We start from the raw sequence: 21,788 nt of genomic DNA, 5'->3' as shown, positions 1-21,788 counted from the left end.
ACTTCACCGCCGCCGAGCCGCCGCCGGCTGCGCGAGCTTGTGGCGAAATCCCTGCTCGAAATAATCCAGCCCGATCCTTTGGGCACCGTTGACGATGGGGATGAGGTGCTGCCGGTCCCCGCGCCGGATCGGGTTCACATAGCTCCACACCACGTCCCCCTCCCGCGTCACCTCCAGGAGCCGCCCGCCGTCGGATTCGGTGATCAGCGTGTTGCCGTTCGGCAGCCGCTCCGCGTTCGAGCGCAGGAAACTGTAGAGGGGATGGTCGGACGTGCCGCCGAAGCTCCACACGATGTTGGAGGTTTGCGGGTCGATCTCGATGACCCGCGAACTGTTGCCGCGTTCCAGGCCGCCCAGATTATCGAACAACAGTATGTTGCCGTTCGGCAGGATGCTCGGGTCGTGCTGGCGCAGCCAGGCTCCCGTCGTCGCCCATTTGATCTCACCGGTCTCCATGGAAACGACGGCGATCAGCGACTGCTCCCTGATCGAGACAAGGAGGTCGCCTTCCTCGCCGAACGGGAAGTTCCGCGCCGCCTCCGCGTCGATATACTTGACATTGTTCGGATGCAGCGGGTCGCCGAGGGTGGAATAGGGCAGGAACCGGAGGAGCCCGCCATATTGCGATTTCAGCAGCGCTTCCGTCAGCGATATCCTCTTCAGCTCCTCGCCCTCAGGCGAGAGCTCGACGACGAAATCCTCAAGGTACGGACGGTCGAACTGTCGCGCTCCCGGCGGCTGCTCCTCGCGGAACCGGTGGACGAGCGTGTAGATGCGGCCGTCCGGCGCGATCGCCATCTCATGATGCGCATTCTCGAGATAGCTCCAGATAACGCGGGAATCGCGGTCCATCTTGACCATCCCGTAGCCCCACGGCGTATCGGCGGACGAAATGTAGATCGCCAGCAGATCGCCGTTCGGGAAGACCTTGGCGCGATCCATGTAGATGACGGAGCCGGGCTGCGGGTCGGCGACCGCCGCCCCCTCGTCCCACACCCTTTCGTATGGCAGCCGCCACTCGTGCACGACCCGCCCATCCATGGCGATGAGGCGGGCAACCTGGTCGTCGCCCGACGTGAACAGCGTATAGCCCGGAAAAGCGCGGGCGGGATCGTTGACCGTGACGCCGCGCTCGTCCGTCCTCGCGCGCTCGTAAAGGTTGGTCAGGATGGGATTGCTGAGGATCCGTTGCTGGACCCGCAGCGCGTCCCAGGCCCGATAGGCGTCGCTGAAGAACTGGTGCGGGAAGACCCGCGCCTGCATCACCATCGCGCCTCCCACGAAGGCGAGAAACATCAGCATGAGCACGAAAACCGCCGTCCCGGCTCTTTCCGCGACGCTTTGCGCCTCCCCTCCGGGAGCGCTGGCGGCGTTGATGCTCACCGCCCTTGGCCCGGGTAACGGTGATGCGACGGCGGAACCGCGGTGGCTGGCATTCCAGGCGGTGATCGCCTGGACCGCCGCAAGCCATATGATCGGCATGATCTCGACAACCACGCGCTGCTCGGCCAGACGGCCGAAATACACGGCCAAAGCCAGGAACGGCAGCCCGAACCAGATCAGCGTCCGCCCCAGGACAGGCGACAGATAGCGGTGCAACAGCAGCACCGGCAGATAAAGACCGGCGCCGAACCGCGCGAAATAGGTCACCAGGTAGAGCGGGCTGGCAAACAGCGCGAGGTTGTGCACGAGGTGGTTTTCATATTCCGATCCCGCAACGTTGGCATGCGGATTGTCGATGTTCGGGATAAGCCATACCGCCGAACCGTAGACAGCGGCGAAGACGACGATCTGCGCCGCCAGCGTCTTCAACAGCAGCCCGCGGTCGATGCGGTCGTATGAGACGGCGAGGAACGCCGGGATCATGCACACCGTCGTCTCGCGGTTCAGCGTGGCGACGGCGAACAGCCCGAGATAGGCGGCGAAACGGCGCATGTCCGGGCGCCGCGCGAAGCGTGCGAGCAGGACCACGAGCGCGAGCGTGAAAACGGCGGCCGGCAGATCGTACACGTAGCGGAAGAGCCTGACCGTTCTCCACTCGCCCAGTTCCAGAAGCCCGCCATCCTCTTGGAACGTTGACGGGAACTTCAGGTCCGGCACGATCAGATGCATCGCAACCGGAATGACGACCGTTATCGCCAGGATCCGGCGCACCGGCGGTGAGACATCGGGACAGAAAAAGTCCAAGCCGCGCAGCGCGACGACGACCAGCAGCATCCAGGCGACGACCTCGATGGCGGCAAAGACGAGATCGGCATCGAGCCATGGAACGCCCTCACCGATCCCCGCCACGACAAGCGGCAACAGCGTCCGATACTGAAACGGCGCCGCGGCGTTGAAATCGGCCATGCGCCAGGGGCTGGCGAGCCACCACGGCAATGTCGCGACATAGTGAAACGTCGTCAGAAGAACGGCGATCCACAGGAGCGCAAGAAGCCAAACCGCGCGCGAGACATACGCGCGCTGAATGGTCGGCACAGTCTCCCGCACCCCTACCGCCGATGATGGGACAGCTTCCACGAGCGCCTCCGCAGCCGTCTTGCTTCGCCCCCCGATCGCCTTGGCGGCGCCGGGCGCTACGATTGACCATGGTTCAGTGCCCGGTCGGCTCGAACGAACCGCCGGCGGAACGCCAACGGCAGGGTGGCGGAGAGGGTTCCATCATATGGGATTAACGGGTGCAACATGGGTGGGATCAGGATCGCCGCGCCCTGTCGCCCCCCCACCAGCGGCCGTCATCCCGGCCGCGCGACGGCATGCGCGTACTACGTGCCCATCCCCACCGCATCCCACCCGCGCGCGCGTCATCCCGGAAAGCCGAAGGCTTGTCCGGGACCCATTCTCGCCTCGCTGAAGCTCCGGCGAAGCGGGCCGGAAGGTGGACGAGTCACGGAATGGGTCCCGGACAGTCTCCGCTTCGCTCCGACTTCCGGGATGACGCGCGCGGGTGAGGATGACATGTTTGCAGGAACCGTGCACCCCTACCGGCTCAAGGCGTGACCTCGGATAAGCCGACGCCCCGCTACCCGTCTTCGGAAGGCGCCTCGGGAACGGCGGCGACTGCCGGCGCCGGCCACTCCAGCCTCGTGCGCATGAGGAAGACGTTGTACGGCGTCCATTGCGACATCGTGTAATAGAGCTCGGTATCGATGTCGCTGCCCGGCACGATATAGGGCGCGTAAAGACCGGGATAATCCTGCGCACCGACGACCACCTGCGCATCGCCCCAGGGGCCGGTCAGGTCTGGGGCGAGCCGCAGGACGACGGCGCGGCGCTCCGGGTCGAAATACATCATGACCCAGCTTTCGTGCGTCTTGCTCCACGCAACCGACAGTTCGCCGGCAGGCGCCGGCACGATCACGCTGGCGGCGGCGGGATCGGCGACCCACCCGGTTCCGGTCCAGTATTCGTAAGCGTCCAGGTCCAATATCCGCCCGGCAGCGACACGGCGCAGCTTGACGCCGCCGAACCGCCCTTCCGGAATACCGAACGTGTAAACCACGTCCTCCTCACGCACGAAGGCGACCTGCTCGAACCCGATCGCCCGGTTCTCGACGGCTTCGGGCGGGACCACCCAGGTGTGCCCGTCGTCGTCGGAATAGGCGATACCGGAATGGCGGACCTCCCACTGTCCCGGCGCGCCCCACCCCTTGACCGACATGTAGTGAAGATACATGCGGTCGCCGATGGAGATGCCGTAGGTGGGGATCACGGTCTTCTCCACGCCGCCGATCTTGCGCGAATGGAGCAGTTCCTTCGCCGCGCCGTTCGCGCCGGTGATCATGGTCTCTATCGGCAGGCCGTTGCGTGGATCGGGGTCGGCGATGCGCGCAATCGTGTTGCTGCGCCAGTTCATCCGGCCGAACACCCCTCTCTGGCCGAAAGTATCGCCGAAGACCATGTAAAGCGTGTCCTTGTGCAGGAACATGTGTCCAAGGTCGGTGCCATGGACATCCCACCGGCGCGCGGTATCGTTCGTCCCGTCGGGGCCGGTGACCTGGCTTACGACCTTGCTTCCGGCGATGCGCACCGTAACCGGCGATATGGCGGCCTCATCGCCCGCCATCACATCCGGCTGCAATGAAGCGTTCTGCGTTTCCATGGCAGGTATTTCGGTCGGGGGACCGGCAGAGGCAACAGAGGAAAGCGCAAAAAGCACGCTGCAAAGAAGGGTCGCTGACCAATTGCGCGACATTCGTGACTCCCGACATACGCCAAGAGCCCCGCCGCCTGCGGACACAAATCCGCTGCGCGATCACAACTCGGAGGGGCCCCCCGCCCGGCTGAAGATGATGACCGGCTTTATAACGGATTTTTTTCTCACATACAATTAATGTCGGAAACAAATTTATCGTTATATAGGTTTTTCCCTTCTTTCTTAATAGGTTATGTCAAGCAACCTTCACGAACTGGTGCAGATCTCTGGAGCCCGCCCGCGCGGGTGGTGATGACGCGTTTGGAGAACCGTGCAGCCTTACCGGCTCAAGGCGTGACCTCGGATAAGCCAGCGCCCCTTCGCGCCCCCCTCTGTCCTGAGCTTTGTCGAAGGGCCGGACATCTCCCCCACACGGGGGGAGATTGGCCGTCAGGACAGAGGGGGGCGCGAAGGGGCGCCGGCATTTCAAGGAAAACCCATCACCCACCGCGCGCGCGTTGGAAAGGCGGCGGGCGCCCTTCACCTCAGCCGGCAATGCCTTGCCTGCGCGGGGATAAAATGTGGCGACAAAGATTTTTTCTTCCCCACCAACCCATTGTTTTCCTTCGCTTCGGAATAATTTCTCCAACTTTTTCGCAGGAAAATACGCCCCCCTGCCCAGCCTGCCCTTAAAATCCTCCCCACCCCACCCGCGCGCGTCATCCCGGAAGTCGGAGCGAAGCGGAGACTGTCCGGGACCCATTCCGGAGGTGGACGAGTCACGGAATGGGTCCCGGACAAGCCTTTCGGCTTTCCGGGATGACGCGCGCGGGTGGGGATGACGCGCGTTGGAGAGGCGGCGGGCGCCCTTCACCTCAGCCGGCGATGCCTCGCCTGCGCGGGGATAAAATGTGGCGACAAAGATTTTTTCTTCCCCACCAACCCATTGTTTTCCCTCGCTTCGGAATAATTTCTCCAACTTTTTTCGCAGGAAAATACTCCCCCCTGCCCAGCCTGCCCTTAAAATCCTCCCCATCCCACCCGCGCGCGCGTCATCCCGGAAGTCGGAGCGAAGCGGAGACTGTCCGGGACCCATTCCGTGACTCGCCCACCTTCCGGCCCGCTTCGCCGGAGCTTCAGCGAGGCGAGAATGGGTCCCGGACAAGCCTTCGGCTTTCCGGGATGACGCGCGCGGGCGGGTGGGGATGACGCGCGCGGGTAGGGATGACGCCACGTTGGAAGGGCGGCGGGCACCCTTCACCTCAGCCGGCGATGCCTTGCCTGCGCGGGGATAAAATGTGGCGACAATTTTTTTCTTTCCCGACAACCCATTGGTTTCACTCACTGCAGAAAAAATTCTCCAATTTTTTCGCGGGAAAATACGCCCCCCTGCCCAGCCCGCCCGTACAATCCTTGCCATCGCTCTCGCGGGAACCGGATGCGCACCGGGTGTTCGGGAGAGCGGCGGAGACCTCTCCCTTCGGGCTCGGTACCCGGAGGCCTGAGGGCCCGCGACAGGCCGGCGGTGCCGGGAGCGCTGGGTGACAGCGTTGCCGGCATTGCGGAGAAGCCGCCAGGGCTTCTCGTCCGGCCCGGCAAAGCCCCCAATTGGGTGCAGCCGGGAAGGGCGGGGAGCCCGAGTGACCGGCCGACGGCGGGACAGACTCCGGTGGGGCGCGTTGGACGCGCCTTATTTGAGGCGCCCCCAAAGCGCCTCCTGCGGTGCCGAAGACGCGCCCCGCTTCCCACCCTGAGCTGTGAGCTTGTCGAACAGTCGAAGGGTCAATGGCCAGACGCGAAAGCGGGCGTGGCGGCGATGGCGCTCGCCCCTATCGAAGAGGGGGCCTTGCATTTATCTCATATCTGAATACTTTCTTCACAAGAGAAAACAACCCTCGTGGAGGAGACATGCCGAAGGCGAAGACGGGCGCGCCGGAGAACGGTGCCTTGACCGGGGAGCTTCACCGATGAGCGAGGTCGCACTGCCGCTGGAGGGGCTCGTCGTCGTCGACATGAGCCAGTTCCTTTCCGGCCCCTACTGCTCGCTGCGGCTGATGGACCTCGGCGCCCGCGTCATCAAGATCGAGCGGCCGGACGGCGGCGACCTGTCGCGCCGGCTTTACCTCTCCGACACGGAGATCGGCGGCGATTCCACCATCTTCCATGCCATCAACCGCGGCAAGGAGAGCTTTGCCGTCGACCTGAAGAATGCGCAGGACCTTACCGCCCTCAGGAAGCTTCTCGCCAGGGCGGACGTCATGATCCAGAACTTCCGCCCCGGCGTGATCGAGCGGCTCGGCCTCGACTATGCCGCGGTGAGCGCGCTCAACCCGCGCATCGTCTACGCCTCCATCAGCGGCTATGGCGAGGAAGGCCCGTGGGTCGACAGGCCCGGCCAGGACCTGCTTGCCCAGTCGCGCTCGGGCGCCATGTGGCTGAGCGGCGACGACGGCCAGGGGCCGGTGCCCTTCGGCCTGGCGGTCGCCGACATGCTGGCCGGTGCCGCCGCCGCGCAGGGCATCCTCGCCTTCCTGGTGCGCCGCGGCGTCAGCGGCAAGGGCGGGCATGTGCAGACGAGCCTGCTCGAGGCGCTGGTCGATTTCCAGTTCGAGGTGCTCACCACCTTCCTGAACGACGGGCGGCGGCAGCCGAGACGCTCCGCTGTTCGCAGCGCGCATGCCTATCTCGCCGCGCCCTACGGCGTCTATCCGGCAAGCGACGGTTTCCTCACCATCGCCATGACGCCGATCCCCAAGCTCGCCGACCTGATGGAGATCGAGGCGCTGTCACCCTATCGCGACAAGCCGGAAAGCTGGTTTTCCGAGCGCGACGCCATCAAGGCCATCATCGCCGAGCGGACGGCCGGGAAGACGGTCGACGAATGGCTGGCGATCCTCGAGCCGGCCGACATCTGGTGCGCCAAGGTGCTCGACTGGAACGACCTCCTCGAACACGATGGCTTCAAGCACCTCGACATGCTGCAGACCGTCACCCGCGAGGACGACGTGTCGATCCTCACCACCCGCTCGCCCATCCGCGTCGACGGCCAGAGGCCGAAGATGGCGCGCGCCGCCCCGCGCGTCGGCGAGCACAGCGAGGCGATCCGCCGGGAGTTCGGCCTGTGAGCGTGAAATTGAAGGGCATGACGTGGAGCCACCCGCGCGGCTACGACCCCATGGCCGCCTGCTCGCGGCTGTGGCGGGAGAAGACCGGCGTGGAGATCGCCTGGGACAAGCGCTCGCTGCAGGATTTCGAATCCTATCCCGTCGAGGAGCTCGCCCGCCGCTACGACCTGATCGTCATCGACCATCCCCATGTCGGCCAGATCACGGCCGAAGGCTGCCTCGCCCCCCTCGACGTGCCGGACCGCGAGGCCGAGCGCGCGGCGCTGGCCAAGGGCAGCGTCGGCCTTTCCTACCCGAGCTATGAGTGGCAAGGCCGGCAGTGGGCCTTCCCCATCGATGCCGCCGCGCAAGTGCAGGCCTTCCGCCCCGACCTCCTGGATCGCCCGCCGACCGCCTGGACGGAAGTCCTGGAGCTTGCGCGGGAAGGCCGTGTGCTCCTCCCCCTCCGGCCGCCGCATTCGCTCATGTGCTTCTTCACGCTCGCCGCCAACCTCGGCACACCCTGCGCCAGCGACAGGGCCGAGGCCCTCATCGCGCCGGAATCGGGAGAGACCGTATTCGATGTGCTGCGCGAAATCGCCGATGCAGCCGGCCGCCCGGCTTTCGACATGGACCCGATCGCCGTCTTCGAAGCCATGGCGGCCGAGGGATCGAAGGTCGCCTGCGCGCCGCTGATCTACGGCTACGTCAACTACGCGGTTGCCAGCTTCCGCCCGCACCGCCTCGCGTTCGCCGATATCCCGGCGCTCGGGCCCGAAGGTCCCGTCGGCTCCGCCCTCGGCGGCACGGGCATCGCCGTCTCCGCCTTCTCGAGCGCGAAGGAAGCCGCCACCGACTTCGCCTACTGGATCGCCGGCGGTAAGACCCAGCGCGGCCCCTACGCGGCCGCCGGCGGCCAGCCCGGCCACGCCGCCGCCTGGGAGGACGACACCGTCAACGCCGCCACCGGCAATTTCTACCGCGCCACGCGGCGCACCCTCGAAGCCGCCTGGCTCCGCCCGCGCCATGACGGGTATATGGATTTCCAGGAAAAGGCGTCCGCACGGCTGAACGACGGGCTTCTGCGGCGGGAGGGCGGGGCAAAGATCGTTGCCGATCTGAACAGGATGTTTGCGGAGGGGAGCGATGGGTAGCGCCGCGCTACTTCGGCCAATCCTCCGGCGGCCAGTTCCTCGCCATGTGGATCATCCGCAGGATCAGGACGGCTTCTACACCGGCTTTCCCGATGATTGCATAGACAAGGATGATCGGCAGTCCGGATACCGACTTTTCATAAGTGCCGCTCACACGGCCGGGCCGCCCCGTGGCCATATCGCCGAGAGCCGCCCCGGTAGCGCGTATCCGATCCGTCACCCGTCGCGCAGCACGCGGGTTCTCTGCGGCAATGTAGGAGATTTGCGCTTTCAGATCGTCCAATGCGTCGCGGGACCAACGGACGCGCCGCTTCACTTCTTTCCGCTCTCGGCAGCCTCGATCACGGCGTAAAGCTCCGCCATGGCTTCATCATGCTCCACGACCCGCCCTGCCTCCGCATCGGCAAGCCCGCGCCGGATACCCTCGATGATATCGAGTTCCCGGTCCACATATCCAGCGAGCGCTTCCGCCGCGAGAAAAGACTTGCTGCGCTTGGTGTCATGCGCCAGCCGCCCCAGCTTCTCCTTCACCTCGGGGCTGACGCGGATGGTCATGGTCGTGCTGGCCGGCATTGAAAATGCTCCGTGTTATAGTGTGTACAATATAACACGGACGACAGCACAGGCCAATGCCTCACCCCAACCCCCAAATCCTCCGCGCATTCCGCGAAAACAGCTTCGCCCGCTCCGCCGCGCTGGCGCCCGCAAACAGCGCCTGCGTGGCCGCCACCCATGTCGAGAGCCCGCCGCCCAGCGTGCAGACGGGCCAGTCGCTGCCCCACACCACGCGGTCCCAGCCGAAGCAGTCCACCGTGTGCTCGACCCAGGGGCGCAGGGTCTCGACGGTCCAGCTTTCGGGGTCCGCATAGGCGACGACGCCGGAGATCTTCGCCGTCACGTTCGGCCGTTTGGCGATCTCGGCCATGTGCGCGCGCCAGGGCTCGGATGCGCCCTCCTTGATGTCCGGCACGCCGCAATGGTCGAGGATGAACTGCACGTCCGGCGCCAGGTCGGCAAGCGCCATGGCCTTCGGCAGCTGCCGCGGCAGCACGCACAGATCGAAGGTGAAGCGTGTGCCGGAGAGCCGGGCGAGGTTCTCGCGGAAAAGTGGCCCCTCCGACAGTTCATCCGGCATGACATGCAGGACGCGGCGGAAGCCCTTGACCAGCGGGTTAGCCTGCTGCCGCTCCAGATAGGCGGCAAAGCCTTCGTCCTCCGGCCGGCAGGAGGCGATGGCGCCGACGATAAGGCTGTCCGGGCGCTCCTTGAGAGAGCCGACATAGCCTGTCTCCGCCTCGATCCTGTCTTCGGCGACGTCGACCTCCATATGCAGCGTCGCCTCGATGCCGACGCGCCGCGCCTCGCGCGCGTATTCCTCGTAGGAGAAATCCCGGTTGAGCGGCGGCACCCCGGCAAGCCATGGATAGCTGAGCGCTGCCTGGTCGATGACGTGCAGATGAGTGTCGACGATCATGCGTAGCCTCCTCCCTCAGGCGAATGAAATCGCCCGTTCCAATAAAACATCATGCCACCGGCGTCATGTCCGCGCCGGCCAGCCGCGAGAGCTTCTGCGTCGTCTTGAGCACGAGCTGCATGGTGCCGGTGATGTCCGGCGCGCCCTTGGCGTTGACCAGCGCGATATAGGGCACCGTCAGCGCGGCAATCGCCCGCCCGTCGGGGCCCAGCACCGGCGCCGAGAGGTTGAAGACGCCGGCGGTCTGGGCGCTCGGCATCATCTCGTAGCCGCGGTCGCGGATCTGGTCGAGCCGCTCGAAGAACTCCGGCGAAAGCTCCGGCTTCTCGTTGCTCCTCAGGTTCTCGGCAATCATCATCTGCCGCTCCTCCTCGCTGCGGAAGGCGAGAAGGACATGGCCGGAGCCGGTGTCGAACAGGCCGATTTGCGAGCCGACGCGGATGGAGATGCCCCAATAGCCGGGCGCCTCCTGCTGGGCGATGACGACGGCAGCACCACGGTCGAAGACGACGAGCTGGTTGGCCTGGCGCGAAGCCTCGGCAAGCTCGCGCATCAAGGGCGTGGCATAGGAGACGAGCCGGCGCACCGGCGCGTGGAGCTGGGCGAGGCCGAACAGCTTCAATGTCAGCGAGAAGCGGTCGCCGTCGATGCGCGTGACATAGCCGCGCCGCACCAGCCGGTCGAGCATGCGGTAGAACTCGTTGGGGCTGCGGTCGAGGCGCTTGGCGATCTCGGCCTGGGTCAAGCCGCCGTCGACACCGGCGAGCAGCTCCAGGATGTCGAGACCCTTGTCCAAAGCCGGCGCGCGGTAGCGTTCGTTGTCTTCTTCTTTCACGGCCCTCTCCGGTGAAGCTTGCTTTTCATATACGCAAGCTGCCGGGGTGCGCAACGCAGTTCACGCTTGACGACGACCATAGCAGATGTTTGTATATGAATTAAGCTCTCACCAATGAGGGCGACGCACGATCCCGCCCCGGCAGGCGCCGAGGCGAACTGCTTTCTGGGGAGGATACTCATGAACAGACTGCTTTTCAGTGCTTCCGCCGGCGCGCTCGCCATGGCGCTTGGCGCCGCCCCTGCCCTGGCGCAGGAACTGCCCGGCAGCTTCGACGGCGTCACCATCGACGCCAAGCTGATCGGCGGCCAGCAATATGAGGCGCTTTACGCGCGCATCGCCGAGTGGGAAGAGGCGACGGGCGCCAAGGTCAACGTCATCTCGAAGAAGAACCACTTCGAGCTCGACAAGGAGATCAAGTCCGACATCGCCACGGGTTCGATCGGCTGGTGCGTCGGCTCCAACCACTCCTCCTTCGCGCCGCAATATCCCGGCATCTACACCGATCTTGTCGCCCTTCTGCCGCAGTCGGAGATCGACGCCTTCGTGCCGGCCAATATCAGCGCCTCGACACTCGACGGCAGGCTGGTGATGCTGCCGCGCGCCCAGTTCGACGTCTCCGCGCTCTACTACCAGAAGAGCCTCTACGAGGACGATGAAAAGAAGGCGGAGTTCAAGGAGAAGTACGGCTACGACCTGGTGCCGCCGGACACCTGGCAGGAGGTCGCCGACCAGGCGGCGTTCTTCGCCAACCCGCCGGATTTCTACGGCACGCAGTATGCCGGCAAGGAAGAGGCCATCAATGGCCGCTTCTACGAGATGCTGGTGGCGGAGGGCGGCGAGTATCTCGACGCGGACGGCCGCCCCGCCTTCAACTCGGAAGCCGGCCAGCGGGCGCTTCAGTGGTTCGTCGACCTCTATGAGGCGAAGGCCGTTCCCGCCGGCACGACCAACTATCTGTGGGACGACCTCGGCCAGGGCTTTGCCTCCGGCACCGTCGCCATCAATCTCGACTGGCCGGGCTGGGCGGGCTTCTTCAACGATCCCCAATCCTCCAAGGTCGCCGGCGATGTCGGCGTCAAGGTGCAGCCCAAGGGTTCTTCCGGCAAGCGCACCGGCTGGTCGGGCCATCACGGCTTCTCCGTCACCGAAAGCTGCGCCGACAAGGAAGCCGCCGCTTCGCTTGTGTGGTGGCTCACCAACGAGGACAGCCAGAAGCTCGAAGCCGCCGCCGGCCCGCTGCCCACGCGCACCGCCGTGTGGGAATGGGTGGTCGCCGAAGCTGAAGGCGACGCCTACCGCCAGGAGGTGCTGACGGCCTTCCAGCAGGCGGCCGAGCATGCCTTCCCCGTGCCGCAGACGGCATCCTGGATCGAGATCTCCAACGCCGTCTACCCCGAGCTGCAGGCCGCCATCCTCGGCGACAAGAGCGCTGAGCAGGCGCTCAACGACGCCGCGGAGAAGGCGACGGAGATCCTCGAGGACGCGGGGGAACTGTAAGGGCGGCGGGCGCGGCGTCACCGACCCCCTCCCCCTTGTGGGGAGGGGTAAGGGGTGGGGGTGGTTGCGCTCGCGTGCCGTCATGCGTGATTGGCCTAGTGCCTAAAAGCGCACGCCGGCATCCGTCATCACGACCCCCACCCCTTACCCCTCCCCACAAGGGGGAGGGGAGTCGGAGACGCCGCGCCCTCGATGCAGAAGATGGCCGCACGAACGAAAACACCAGAACAATCGAAAGCGGACAGCATGAAGAGTTGGAGACTGCTGGCACCCTACCTCCTGCTTTTGCCGGCATTTATCGTCCTGGCGGCGGTGGTGGTGGTGCCCCTCCTGCTGTCGCTCTACTCCAGCTTCACGCCCTTCCGCCTGACGCGCCCCGATTCCATCTGGACCTTCATCGGCCTGCGCAACTATGAGCGGCTCTTCACCGACTGGGAGTTCTGGGTCGCCTTCGGGCGCACCGTGCTTCTCCTCACCGTCGCGCTCAACCTCGAAATGGTGCTCGGCCTCGGCCTTGCCGTTCTCGTGGAAAAGGCGACGCGCGGCCAGCGCCTGCTGCGCACCATCATGATGTTCCCCATGATGTTTTCGCCGGTGCTGGTGGGCTTCCAGTTCAAGTTCATGTTCAACGACAATATCGGCCTCATCAACAACGCGCTGCAGGGCCTCGGCCTGACGGACCGGGCCATCCCCTGGCTGATCGACGGCACGCTCGCCTTCATCGCCATCCTGACGGCCGAGATCTGGTCCTCCACCGCCGTCTTCGCCATCTTCATCCTGGCCGGCCTCATGGCCATGCCGAAGGAGCCTGTGGAGGCGGCGCGCGTCGACGGCTGCACGCCGTGGCAGACCTTCCGCTACGTCACCTGGCCCTATCTCATGCCGTTCGCCTTTATCGCCATGACCATCCGCTCCCTCGACATCGCGCGCGCCTATGACATCGTGAAGATCATGACCGACGGCGGCCCGGCCAAGCGCACGGAGATCCTGTGGACGCTGATCGCCCGCACCGGCTATTCCGACGCGCGCATGGGGCTTGCCAACGCCATGGCCTATATCGCCATCCTTCTGTCCATCGTCTTCACCGCCATGTTCTTCCGGCAGCTTGCCAAGGCGCGGGCGCAGATCGCAGCGGAGTGGTGAGGATGGACAGGAACGCCGCTCACCGCATGAAACGCGGCCTCTTCAAGGCCACGCATCTCATCCTCCTTTTCCTGGCCATGGCCATCATCTGCCTGCCGGGACTGTGGATCGTGCTTTCCTCGCTGCGGCCGACGGTCGAGATCATGGCGAAGCCCCCGGTGTGGATCCCCCGCGAGATCTCCCTCGACGCCTATGTCGCGATGTTCTCCGGCGTCGGCCAGGGCGGCATTCCGGTGATCGAATATTTCCGCAATTCGCTCGTCATCTCCGTTACCTCGACGGTGATCGCGCTGGCCGTCGGCATGGCGGGCGGCTATGCCTTCGCGCGCTACCGCTTCGCCTTCAAATCCTCGATCTTCCTGGGCTTCATGCTGACGCGCACCGTGCCCGGCATCGCGCTCTCCCTGCCGCTCTTCTTCGTCTATGCCCGCCTCGGCATCATCGACACCCATTTCGGGCTGATCCTCGCCTATGTGGCGCTCAACGTACCCTTCACCATCTGGCTGATCGACGGCTTCTTCCGCCAGGTGCCGAAGGACCTCGCGGAGGCGGCGCAGATCGACGGCTGCACGCGCTGGCAGGCCTTCTGGCAGGTCGAGTTTCCGCTCGCCCGCCCCGGCATCGCGTCCGCCGGCATCTTCGCCTTCCTGATCTCGTGGAACGAGTTCGCGCTGGCCTCCCAGCTCACGCGCTCGACCAGCTCCAAGACGCTGCCCGTCGGCCTCCTCGACTACACGGCCGAGTTCACCATCGACTGGCGCGGCATGTGCGCGCTCGCCGTCGTGATGATCATCCCGGCGCTCACCCTCACCTTCATCGTCCAGAAACACCTCGTCTCCGGCCTCACCTCCGGCGCGGTGAAAGGATAAGGCATGGCCACAGTCTCGCTTCACTCGCTCGTCAAACGCTACGGCAACGTGCCGGTGGTGCACGGCATTGACCTGGAGGTCGCCGACCGCGAGTTCATCGCCCTCGTCGGCCCGTCGGGCTGCGGCAAGTCGACGACGCTCAGGATGATCGCCGGGCTGGAGGATATTTCCGGCGGCGAGATCCGCATCGGCGGCAGGAAAGTCAACGACCTGCCGCCGCGCTCGCGCAACATCTCCATGGTCTTCCAGTCCTACGCCCTCTACCCGCATATGACGGTCGCCGAGAACATGGGCTTCTCGCTGAAGATCGCCGGCAAGCCGCAAGGCGAGATCGAGGCGCGCGTCGCCGAGGCGGCGAAGACGCTGGGCCTGGAAGAGCTTTTGGAGCGCCGCCCGTCGCAGCTTTCTGGCGGCCAGCGCCAGCGTGTCGCCATGGGCCGCGCCATCGTGCGCAATCCGGAAGTCTTCCTCTTCGACGAGCCGCTGTCGAACCTCGACGCCAAGCTCAGAACCCAGATGCGCATCGAGATCAAGAAGCTGCACGCCAAGGTCAACTCCACCGTCATCTACGTGACCCACGACCAGGTGGAGGCGATGACGCTGGCCGACCGCATCGTCATCATGCGCGACGGCCATATCGAGCAGGTGGGAACGCCCGAGGACGTGTTCCGGCGACCGGCCACGCGCTTCGTCGCCGGTTTCATCGGCTCGCCGCCGATGAACCTGCAGGAGGCGACGGTGGAGGACGGGACGCTGGTCTTCGCCGGCGGCGAGACGCTTCCCCTGCCCCGCCAGTTCCGTGATAAGGTGGAGGCGGGCAGGAAGGTCGTCTTCGGGCTTAGACCGGACGATCTCTACCCCACGGGCCACGGCATCCACTCCGGCGAAGAAACCGAGGTGCACGAGGTGGAACAGGCCGTCATGCTAACGGAGCCGCTCGGCAACGAGACGCTGGTCTTCACCGAGTTCGCCGCCCGCGAATGGGTCTCGCGCATGCTCAACCCGAAGCTCTTGAAGCCAGGCGAGAAGGTGCGGCTTTCCTTCGACCTGTCGCAGGCGCATCTTTTCGACACTGAGACGGGAACGACACTGAGAACCTGATCATGGCACGCATCGAGAAAATCGAGCTGCGCATGGTGAACCTTGAGCCCAAGGTCAAGCGCACCGACGCCATCCAGAGCTTTGTCAGCCAGGAGACGCCGATCGTCACCATCACGGATGCGGACGGCGCTAGCGGAACCGGCTACAGCTACACGATCGGCACCGGCGGCTCCTCCGTCATGCGGCTTCTGGCCGACCATCTCGCCCCGCGCCTGATCGGCCGCGATGCGGACCGGATCGAGGCCATCTGGCACGAGCTGGAGTTTTCCACCCACGCCACCACCATCGGCGCCATCACGGCGATCGCACTGGCCGCGGTCGACACCGCGCTGTGGGACCTGCGCGCGAGGAAGCTCGGCCTGCCGCTGTGGAAGCTCGCCGGCGGAGCCAAGGACCGCTGCCCGCTCTATACCACCGAGGGCGGATGGCTGCACATCGAGACAGAAGCACTGGTGGAGGACGCGCTGGCGGCAAAGGCGCAAGGTTTCCGCGGCTCGAAGGTGAAGATCGGCAAGCCCACCGGCGCCGAGGACTTCCGCCGCCTCTTGGCCATGCGCGAGGCTGTCGGCGAGGCCTACGAGATCATGACCGACTGCAACCAGGGCTTCACCGTCGACGAGGCGATCCGCCGCGCCGAGCGCCTCAAGCCCCTCGATCTCGCCTGGCTCGAGGAGCCGCTGCCGGCCGACGACATCGACGGCCATGTGCGGCTGTCGCGCACAACGCCGATCCCGGTCGCCGTCGGCGAATCCCTTTATTCGATCCGCCATTTCCGCGAGTATATGCAGAAGGGCGCCTGCTCGGTGGTGCAGGTGGATGCCGGCCGCATCGGCGGCATCACGCCGTGGCTGAAGGTGGCGCATATGGCGGAGGCCTTCGACATCCCCGTCTGCCCGCACTTCCTGATGGAATTGCATGTGAGCCTGGTGTGCGCGGTGCAGAACGGAAGGTATGTCGAATATATCCCGCAGCTCGACGAACTGACGGCAAGCCGCATGAAGGTGGAGGATGGAGAGGCGCTGGCGCCGAACGAACCGGGCATCGGCATCGATTGGGACTGGGACGCCGTGAAGGCGAAGAGCGTTTCCGAGTTCACCACCGAAATCGCCGCGTGAGGGAGGACGACATGCAACGCATGGGGATGGTGATCGGCCTGAAACCGGAGAAGGCGGCCGAATACAAGCGCCTGCACGCCGCCGTCTGGCCGCAGGTGCTGGAGATGATCTCGGCCTGCAACATCCAGAATTATACGATCTTCCTGAAGGAGCCGGAGAACCTCCTGTTCGGCTATTGGGAGTATCACGGCACCGATTTCGAGGCCGATGCCGCCAGGATGGCCGCCGACCCGAAGACGCAGGAGTGGTGGGCCGTCTGCATGCCCTGCCAGGAGCCGCTTGAGACGCGGAAAGAGGGCGAGTGGTGGGCGATGATGGAGGAGGTGTTTCATCATGAGTGAGGCAGCGCTCCCTCCCCTCCCCCTTGAGGGGAGGGCTATCGCATATGAGTCATTTTCGCCGGCTTCGCCGGAACCCCCACCCCTCACCCCTCCCCTCAAGGGGGAGGGGGATTCTGAGGCGTCGGCGCCCCCCTCCCCCTTGAGGGGAGGGGTGAGGGGTGGGGGTTCCATCAAGGACTCAAGAATCCATATGCGATTGCTCTCCCCTCAGGGGGAGGGGAAATGGCAGACGGGAGGCGCCCGTGGCATTTGACCCCACCGCCCTCGCCCAATCCTGGCCGGCACCCAAGGACCCGCGCCCCATCGTCACCTTCGGCGCCGGCTCCATCGTCGGCGATGCGCATTTCCCCGCTTACCGCAAGGCGGGCTTCCCCGTCGCCGGTCTCTACGACCCGGACTGCGAGAAAGTGGAAAAGCTGGCCGCCGAGTGGGGCGTGAAGGCCTTCGCCTCCGTCGAGGAGGCAGCCGCCGTCGAAGGCGCGGTCTTCGACCTTGCCACACCTCCCGCCCGTCACGTCGATGTGCTGCGCGTCCTGCCCGACGGCGCGGCCGCGCTCATCCAGAAGCCGATGGGCAGCGACCTTGATGGCGCGACGGAAATCCTCACCGTTTGCCGGCAAAAGAACCTCAGGGCCGCCGTCAACTTCCAGCTCCGCTTCGCGCCCATGATGCTGGCGCTGAAGGATGCCATTGCCAAGAGGTATCTGGGCGAGGTGGTGGATTTCGACGCCTGGCTGGCGCTTGCAACGCCATGGCAGCTCTGGCCCTTCCTCAAGGGCCTGCCGCGCATCGAGATCGCCATGCATTCGATCCACTATCTCGACCTTATCCGCCAGGTGCTGGGCGACCCGAAGGGCGTATATGCCAAGACCCTGGGCCATCCGAACCACGACGTCGCGCAGACGCGCACCAGCGCCATCCTCGACTATGGCGAAAAGGTGCGCTGCGCCCTGTCGGTCAACCACGACCACGATTTCGGCCGCAGGTACCAGGCCTGCGAGTTCCGCATCTGCGGCACGAAGGGCGCCGCCTATCTGAAGCTTGGCGTCAACCTCGACTACCCGCGCGGCGAGCCGGATATTCTGGAGATCCACCCGGACGGCGGCGAAGGCTGGGTGAACGTGCCGCTTGAAGGCGCCTGGTTCCCCGACGCGTTTGCCGGGCGCATGGCCAATCTGCAGCGCTTCGCCTCCGGCGAGGACGCAGATCTCGTCAGCTCGGTGGAAGACGCCTGGAACACCATGGCGCTGGTGGAAGCGGCCTACCGGTCGAGCGCGGCCCCTGCCACATCGCTGGAGAAGAGGCCCTGAGCCATGGAGCTGGAAGTAATGTGCGACGCCGTCATCCCGGAAAACCGCAGGTTTGTCGGGGACCCATTCCGTGGCTCTTCCACGTTCCGGAATGGGTCCCGGACAGCCTCCGCTCACGCTCCGGCTTCCGGGATGACGCGGCCGCAGGCGTAAACTCCAATTCGACAGGCGGAAGACGATGGAACAAGTAATATATTTCGAGGACTACGAGATCGGCTCGGCGCGCATCACGACGGGGCGCACCATCACCGAGACCGATTTCGTCGTCCATGCCGGCCACACGGGCGATTTCTTCCCGCATCACATGGATGCGGAGTTCATGAAGTCGACGCCCTTCGGCCAGCGCATCGCCCACGGCACGATGGTCTTTTCCATCGGCGTCGGGCTGACGGCCAACGTCATCAACCCGGTTGCCTTCTCCTACGGCTATGACCGCCTGCGCTTCGTCCGCCCGGTCTTCATCGGCGACACGATCCGCACGAAGACCACCATCGCCGAAAAGCATGACGACCCGAAGCGCGCCGACGCCGGCCGGGTGATCGAGCGCTGCGAGGTGATGAACCAGCGCGACGAGGTGGTGCTGGCGGCCGATCACATCTATGTGGTGGAGAGGAAGAAGAAGCGAATAGTGAGTAGTGAATAGAGAGTAGGAATAAGCGCTTGCCGCCGCTTTGGCCATCTCTACTCACTAATCACTATTCGCTACCCGGAGACCCCCAATGACCAACCTGCAAGACAAAACCGCCCTCATCACCGCCGCCGCCCAAGGCATCGGCCGCGCCAGCGCGCTGGCCTTCGCGCGCGCCGGGGCGAAGGTCTATGCCACCGATATCAACGAAAAGCTGCTGGCCGATCTCGAAGGCGAGAATGGCATCGCCACGCGCAAGCTCGACGTGCTCGACGACGCCGCGGTCAAGGCGCTGGTGGCCGAGATCGGCACCGTCGACGTGCTCTTCAACTGCGCCGGCGTGGTGCATGGCGGCTCGGTGCTGGAGATGAAGGACGAGGACCTCGACTTCGCCTTCGACTTGAACGTCAAGGCCATGGTGCGCACCATCCGCGCCGTCCTTCCCGGCATGATCGAGCGCGGCGGCGGGGCGATCGTCAACATGTCGTCCGTCGCCTCCAGCGTGAAGGGCGTGCCCAACCGCTTCGCCTACGGCACCACCAAGGCCGCCGTCATCGGCCTCACCAAGGCCGTGGCCGCCGACTATGTGGCCGAGGGCATACGCTGCAACGCCATCTGCCCAGGCACGGTTGAAAGCCCGTCGCTCAAGGAGCGGCTGATGGCCACCGGCGACTACGAGGCCGCGCGCGAGGCCTTCATCGCCCGCCAGCCCATGGGCCGGCTCGGCACGCCGGAGGAGATCGCCGACCTCGCCGTCTATCTCGCCGGCGCCACATACACTTCCGGCCAGGCCTACGCCATCGATGGCGGCTGGACGATCTGACGCCACTATTCGAAGAGACCCACGTGACCCGCATCACCGACCTCAGCACCCACGACCTGCGCTTCCCCACCTCGCAGTCGCTCGACGGCTCCGACGCCATGAACCCGGATCCGGACTACTCCGCCGCCTATGTGGTGCTTGAGACCGACACGCCGGGCCTCGAGGGCCATGGCCTCACCTTCACCATCGGCCGCGGCAACGACATCTGCTGCCGCGCCATCGAGGCGATGCGGCACCTAGTGGTGGGGTTGGAGCTCGACTGGATCAGGGAAAGCCCCTCCCGCTTCTGGCGCCACGTCACGGGCGACAGCCAGTTGCGCTGGATCGGCCCGGACAAGGGCGCAATGCACCTTGCCACCGGTGCCGTCGTCAACGCCGTCTGGGACCTGTGGGCGAAAGCCGAGGAAAAGCCGGTCTGGCAATTGGTGGCGGAGATGAGCCCGGAGGAGATCGTCGGCATCGTCGACTTCCGCTATCTCACCGACGCCATCACGCCGGAGGAGGCGCTCGCCATCCTCAAGCGCACCGAGAAGGGCAAGGCCGAGCGCATCGCCACGCTGAAGCGCGAGGGCTACGCCTGCTACACCACCTCGGCCGGCTGGCTCGGCTATCCCGACGACAAATTGCGGCGGCTCTGCCAGGAGGCGGTGGACGCCGGCTTCAACCATGTGAAGCTGAAGGTCGGCCGCGATCTCGACGACGACGTAAGGCGGCTGAAGATCGCCCGTGAGGTGCTCGGCCCCGACCGCTATCTCATGATCGACGCCAACCAGGTGTGGGAAGTCGGGGAGGCTATCGACTGGGTGAAGCGCCTTTCCTTCGCCAAGCCCTATTTCATCGAGGAGCCGACCAGCCCCGACGACATCGCCGGCCACGCGAAGATCCGCAAGGCGGTGGCCCCGGTGAAGGTCGCCACCGGCGAGATGTGCCAGAACCGCATCGTTTTCAAGCAGATGATTGCCGGCGGCGCCATCGACGTGGTGCAGATCGACGCCTGCCGCATGGGCGGGCTCAACGAGGTGCTGGCCGTGCTCCTCATGGCCGCCAAGTACGACCTGCCCGTCTGGCCGCACGCCGGCGGCGTCGGCCTGTGCGAATACGTGCAGCACCTTTCCATGATCGACTACGTCGCCGTCTCCGGCGATAAGGAAGGCCGGGTGATCGAATATGTCGACCACCTGCACGAGCACTTCCTGGAGCCCTGCGTGATCGAGAACGCGGCCTACATGCCGCCCCGGGCGCCGGGCTTCTCGATCCAGATGAAGCCGGAATCGATCAGGACCTACGAGGTGGAGCAGGCCCCGCGCTAACGGGCTTCAGAGGACGATGAATTCAAGCCGGGTCATTCCCGCGCGCGTCATCCCGGAAGCCGGAGCGATAGCGAAGGCTGTCCGGGACCCATTCCGGAACGTGGACGAGTCACGAAATGGATCCCGGACAAGCCTTCGGCTTTCCGGGATGACGCGCGCGGGAATGACCCGGTTTAAATTCATCCCGCTCTAGAACTCGCGGCCGATCCGCGCGTCGACCGAGTGCCGGTTGCCGCCGCGAATGACGAAGTAGAAGATGCGCGTCGCTATTGCGGCTCGGGCAGCCATTCGCGCGCGGCGTTCAAGAGCCGCACCACCTCCGCATCGCTTGTCTGGCTAAAATTCCGGTAATGCAGCCCGACGGCGCGGAAATTCAGCGGCGCCGCGAGGCACACAACCTCGTCGGCATCGGCCTTCAGCGAATCGAGCGTGTCGCGCGGGGCGACGGGCACCGCCAGAACCGCGCGCTTGACCTTTGCACGACGCAGCGCCTTCAGCGCCACGCGCACCGTGCCACCGGTGGCGATGCCGTCGTCGACGACGATCACCGTGCGGCCGGCGAGCGGGATCGGCTGCCGGCCGGCGAAATAGGTCTCGCGCCGCCTTTCGATCTCCGCCAACTGCCGCTGCTTCTCCGCCTCCACATATTCGGGAGACGGCTTGACCACCTGCATGGCCTCCTCGTTCAGCACGAGCTGCGGGTCGGCGCCGTCGACCAGCGCGCCGATGCCGTATTCGGGATGGCCCGGGGCACCGAGCTTGCGCACCATCAGGAGGTCGATCTGCGCCTGAAGCGCCTTGGCCACCTCGAAAGCGACAGGCACGCCGCCGCGCGGCAGGGCAAGCACCAGCGGATTCTCCTCCTTGAGGTGCTCGAGCGCCTCTGCCAGGCGTTGCCCGGCTTCGTGGCGGTCGTTGAATTCCGTTTGCGTGGCGAACATGTCGA

General features: G+C 65.4%; 19 protein-coding genes. 12 read left to right on the top strand and 7 right to left on the bottom strand.

From position 1 onward, the window contains the following. Window positions 1-3: 3 nt before the first annotated feature. Together GM910_RS16220 and GM910_RS16215 are read right to left on the bottom strand one after the other, a co-directional pair. Window positions 4-2,520 (bottom strand): arylsulfotransferase family protein, encoded by a 2,517-nt coding sequence (locus GM910_RS16220; RefSeq protein ID WP_159589031.1) that lies wholly within the window; start codon window positions 2,518-2,520, stop codon window positions 4-6. Window positions 2,521-3,022: 502 nt separating this feature from the next. Further along, on the bottom strand, window positions 3,023-4,102 hold the full coding sequence (locus tag GM910_RS16215) for a glycoside hydrolase family 183 protein (protein ID WP_159589030.1): 1,080 nt from the start codon (window positions 4,100-4,102) through the stop codon (window positions 3,023-3,025). A 2,000-nt stretch (window positions 4,103-6,102) separates the two neighbouring features. Between GM910_RS16215 and GM910_RS16210 the strand changes: the two genes are divergently transcribed. Further along, on the top strand, window positions 6,103-7,260 hold the full coding sequence (locus GM910_RS16210) for a CaiB/BaiF CoA transferase family protein (RefSeq protein WP_159589029.1): 1,158 nt from the start codon (window positions 6,103-6,105) through the stop codon (window positions 7,258-7,260). Next, entirely contained in the window at window positions 7,257-8,393 is a 1,137-nt protein-coding gene (locus GM910_RS16205) for an extracellular solute-binding protein (RefSeq protein ID WP_201285525.1), read from the top strand. The genes GM910_RS16210 and GM910_RS16205 overlap by 4 nt, the downstream gene beginning before the upstream one ends. Before the next feature lie 7 nt (window positions 8,394-8,400). On the opposite strand, the gene GM910_RS16200 is transcribed toward GM910_RS16205, so the two are convergent. The 4 genes from GM910_RS16200 to GM910_RS16185 form a co-directional block, all read right to left on the bottom strand. After that, the gene (locus tag GM910_RS16200) at window positions 8,401-8,709 is read right to left on the bottom strand and encodes a type II toxin-antitoxin system RelE/ParE family toxin (RefSeq protein ID WP_159589027.1); all 309 of its coding nucleotides are present in this window, start codon (window positions 8,707-8,709) and stop codon (window positions 8,401-8,403) included. Continuing rightward, a complete protein-coding gene (locus GM910_RS16195) occupies window positions 8,706-8,966 on the bottom strand; it encodes a CopG family ribbon-helix-helix protein (protein WP_159589025.1) in 261 nt (86 codons plus the stop codon). Before GM910_RS16195 ends, GM910_RS16200 begins: the two co-directional genes overlap by 4 nt. Window positions 8,967-9,027: 61 nt before the next feature. Continuing rightward, entirely contained in the window at window positions 9,028-9,867 is an 840-nt protein-coding gene (locus GM910_RS16190) for an amidohydrolase family protein (protein ID WP_159589023.1), read from the bottom strand. 49 nt (window positions 9,868-9,916) lie between these two features. Next, entirely contained in the window at window positions 9,917-10,702 is a 786-nt protein-coding gene (locus GM910_RS16185) for an IclR family transcriptional regulator (protein WP_159589021.1), read from the bottom strand. A 180-nt stretch (window positions 10,703-10,882) separates the two neighbouring features. On the opposite strand from GM910_RS16185, the gene GM910_RS16180 reads away from it, so the two are divergent. The 10 genes from GM910_RS16180 to GM910_RS16135 all read left to right on the top strand — a co-directional run bounded on the left by GM910_RS16180 (window position 10,883) and on the right by GM910_RS16135 (window position 20,842). Then, window positions 10,883-12,202 (top strand): ABC transporter substrate-binding protein, encoded by a 1,320-nt coding sequence (locus tag GM910_RS16180; RefSeq protein WP_159589019.1) that lies wholly within the window; start codon window positions 10,883-10,885, stop codon window positions 12,200-12,202. Window positions 12,203-12,448: 246 nt separating this feature from the next. Further along, a complete protein-coding gene (locus GM910_RS16175; RefSeq protein WP_159589017.1) occupies window positions 12,449-13,345 on the top strand; it encodes a carbohydrate ABC transporter permease in 897 nt (298 codons plus the stop codon). A 2-nt stretch (window positions 13,346-13,347) separates the two neighbouring features. Next, a complete protein-coding gene (locus tag GM910_RS16170) occupies window positions 13,348-14,214 on the top strand; it encodes a carbohydrate ABC transporter permease (protein WP_159589015.1) in 867 nt (288 codons plus the stop codon). A 3-nt stretch (window positions 14,215-14,217) separates the two neighbouring features. After that, complete coding sequence (locus GM910_RS16165; protein ID WP_159589013.1) at window positions 14,218-15,315, top strand: ABC transporter ATP-binding protein; 1,098 nt, start codon at window positions 14,218-14,220, stop codon at window positions 15,313-15,315. 2 nt (window positions 15,316-15,317) lie between these two features. Further along, window positions 15,318-16,430: a mandelate racemase/muconate lactonizing enzyme family protein gene (locus GM910_RS16160; protein ID WP_159589011.1), complete on the top strand. Its 1,113-nt coding sequence runs from the start codon at window positions 15,318-15,320 to the stop codon at window positions 16,428-16,430. Between the two features lie 11 nt (window positions 16,431-16,441). Continuing rightward, window positions 16,442-16,771 carry an L-rhamnose mutarotase gene (locus GM910_RS16155; RefSeq protein ID WP_159589009.1) on the top strand — a complete coding sequence of 110 codons (330 nt, stop codon included), beginning with the start codon at window positions 16,442-16,444 and terminating at the stop codon, window positions 16,769-16,771. Between the two features lie 242 nt (window positions 16,772-17,013). Continuing rightward, on the top strand, window positions 17,014-18,081 hold the full coding sequence (locus tag GM910_RS16150) for a Gfo/Idh/MocA family protein (protein ID WP_159589007.1): 1,068 nt from the start codon (window positions 17,014-17,016) through the stop codon (window positions 18,079-18,081). Between the two features lie 178 nt (window positions 18,082-18,259). Next, window positions 18,260-18,724: a MaoC/PaaZ C-terminal domain-containing protein gene (locus tag GM910_RS16145; protein WP_159589005.1), complete on the top strand. Its 465-nt coding sequence runs from the start codon at window positions 18,260-18,262 to the stop codon at window positions 18,722-18,724. 76 nt (window positions 18,725-18,800) lie between these two features. Beyond that, entirely contained in the window at window positions 18,801-19,532 is a 732-nt protein-coding gene (locus GM910_RS16140; protein ID WP_159589003.1) for an SDR family oxidoreductase, read from the top strand. A 23-nt stretch (window positions 19,533-19,555) separates the two neighbouring features. After that, window positions 19,556-20,842, top strand: coding sequence for an L-fuconate dehydratase (locus GM910_RS16135; protein ID WP_159589001.1), 1,287 nt, complete (start codon window positions 19,556-19,558; stop codon window positions 20,840-20,842). Between the two features lie 266 nt (window positions 20,843-21,108). Here the strand turns inward: GM910_RS16135 and GM910_RS16125 are convergent, their stop codons facing one another. Then, a complete protein-coding gene (locus GM910_RS16125) occupies window positions 21,109-21,783 on the bottom strand; it encodes a phosphoribosyltransferase (protein WP_159588999.1) in 675 nt (224 codons plus the stop codon). Window positions 21,784-21,788: the final 5 nt, after the last annotated feature.

This window comes from Chelativorans xinjiangensis, assembly GCF_009812055.1.
Classification (GTDB): domain Bacteria; phylum Pseudomonadota; class Alphaproteobacteria; order Rhizobiales; family Rhizobiaceae; genus Chelativorans; species Chelativorans xinjiangense.
The sequence above is the reverse complement of the archived record's forward strand: the minus strand, read 5'-3'. Positions and strand labels throughout refer to the sequence as shown.

What these genes read in the sequence shown, in the direction of transcription:
- GM910_RS16175 (WP_159589017.1), top strand. Translation starts at nt 12,449, where the DNA reads ATGAAGAGTTGGAGACTGCTGGCACCCTACCTCCTGCTTTTGCCGGCA.
- GM910_RS16145 (WP_159589005.1), top strand. Translation starts at nt 18,260, where the DNA reads ATGGAACAAGTAATATATTTCGAGGACTACGAGATCGGCTCGGCGCGC.
- GM910_RS16140 (WP_159589003.1), top strand. Translation starts at nt 18,801, where the DNA reads ATGACCAACCTGCAAGACAAAACCGCCCTCATCACCGCCGCCGCCCAA.
- GM910_RS16190 (WP_159589023.1), bottom strand. Translation starts at nt 9,867, where the DNA reads ATGATCGTCGACACTCATCTGCACGTCATCGACCAGGCAGCGCTCAGC.
- GM910_RS16170 (WP_159589015.1), top strand. Translation starts at nt 13,348, where the DNA reads ATGGACAGGAACGCCGCTCACCGCATGAAACGCGGCCTCTTCAAGGCC.
- GM910_RS16160 (WP_159589011.1), top strand. Translation starts at nt 15,318, where the DNA reads ATGGCACGCATCGAGAAAATCGAGCTGCGCATGGTGAACCTTGAGCCC.
- GM910_RS16215 (WP_159589030.1), bottom strand. Translation starts at nt 4,102, where the DNA reads ATGGAAACGCAGAACGCTTCATTGCAGCCGGATGTGATGGCGGGCGAT.
- GM910_RS16180 (WP_159589019.1), top strand. Translation starts at nt 10,883, where the DNA reads ATGAACAGACTGCTTTTCAGTGCTTCCGCCGGCGCGCTCGCCATGGCG.
- GM910_RS16165 (WP_159589013.1), top strand. Translation starts at nt 14,218, where the DNA reads ATGGCCACAGTCTCGCTTCACTCGCTCGTCAAACGCTACGGCAACGTG.
- GM910_RS16210 (WP_159589029.1), top strand. Translation starts at nt 6,103, where the DNA reads ATGAGCGAGGTCGCACTGCCGCTGGAGGGGCTCGTCGTCGTCGACATG.
- GM910_RS16155 (WP_159589009.1), top strand. Translation starts at nt 16,442, where the DNA reads ATGCAACGCATGGGGATGGTGATCGGCCTGAAACCGGAGAAGGCGGCC.
- GM910_RS16125 (WP_159588999.1), bottom strand. Translation starts at nt 21,783, where the DNA reads ATGTTCGCCACGCAAACGGAATTCAACGACCGCCACGAAGCCGGGCAA.
- GM910_RS16195 (WP_159589025.1), bottom strand. Translation starts at nt 8,966, where the DNA reads ATGCCGGCCAGCACGACCATGACCATCCGCGTCAGCCCCGAGGTGAAG.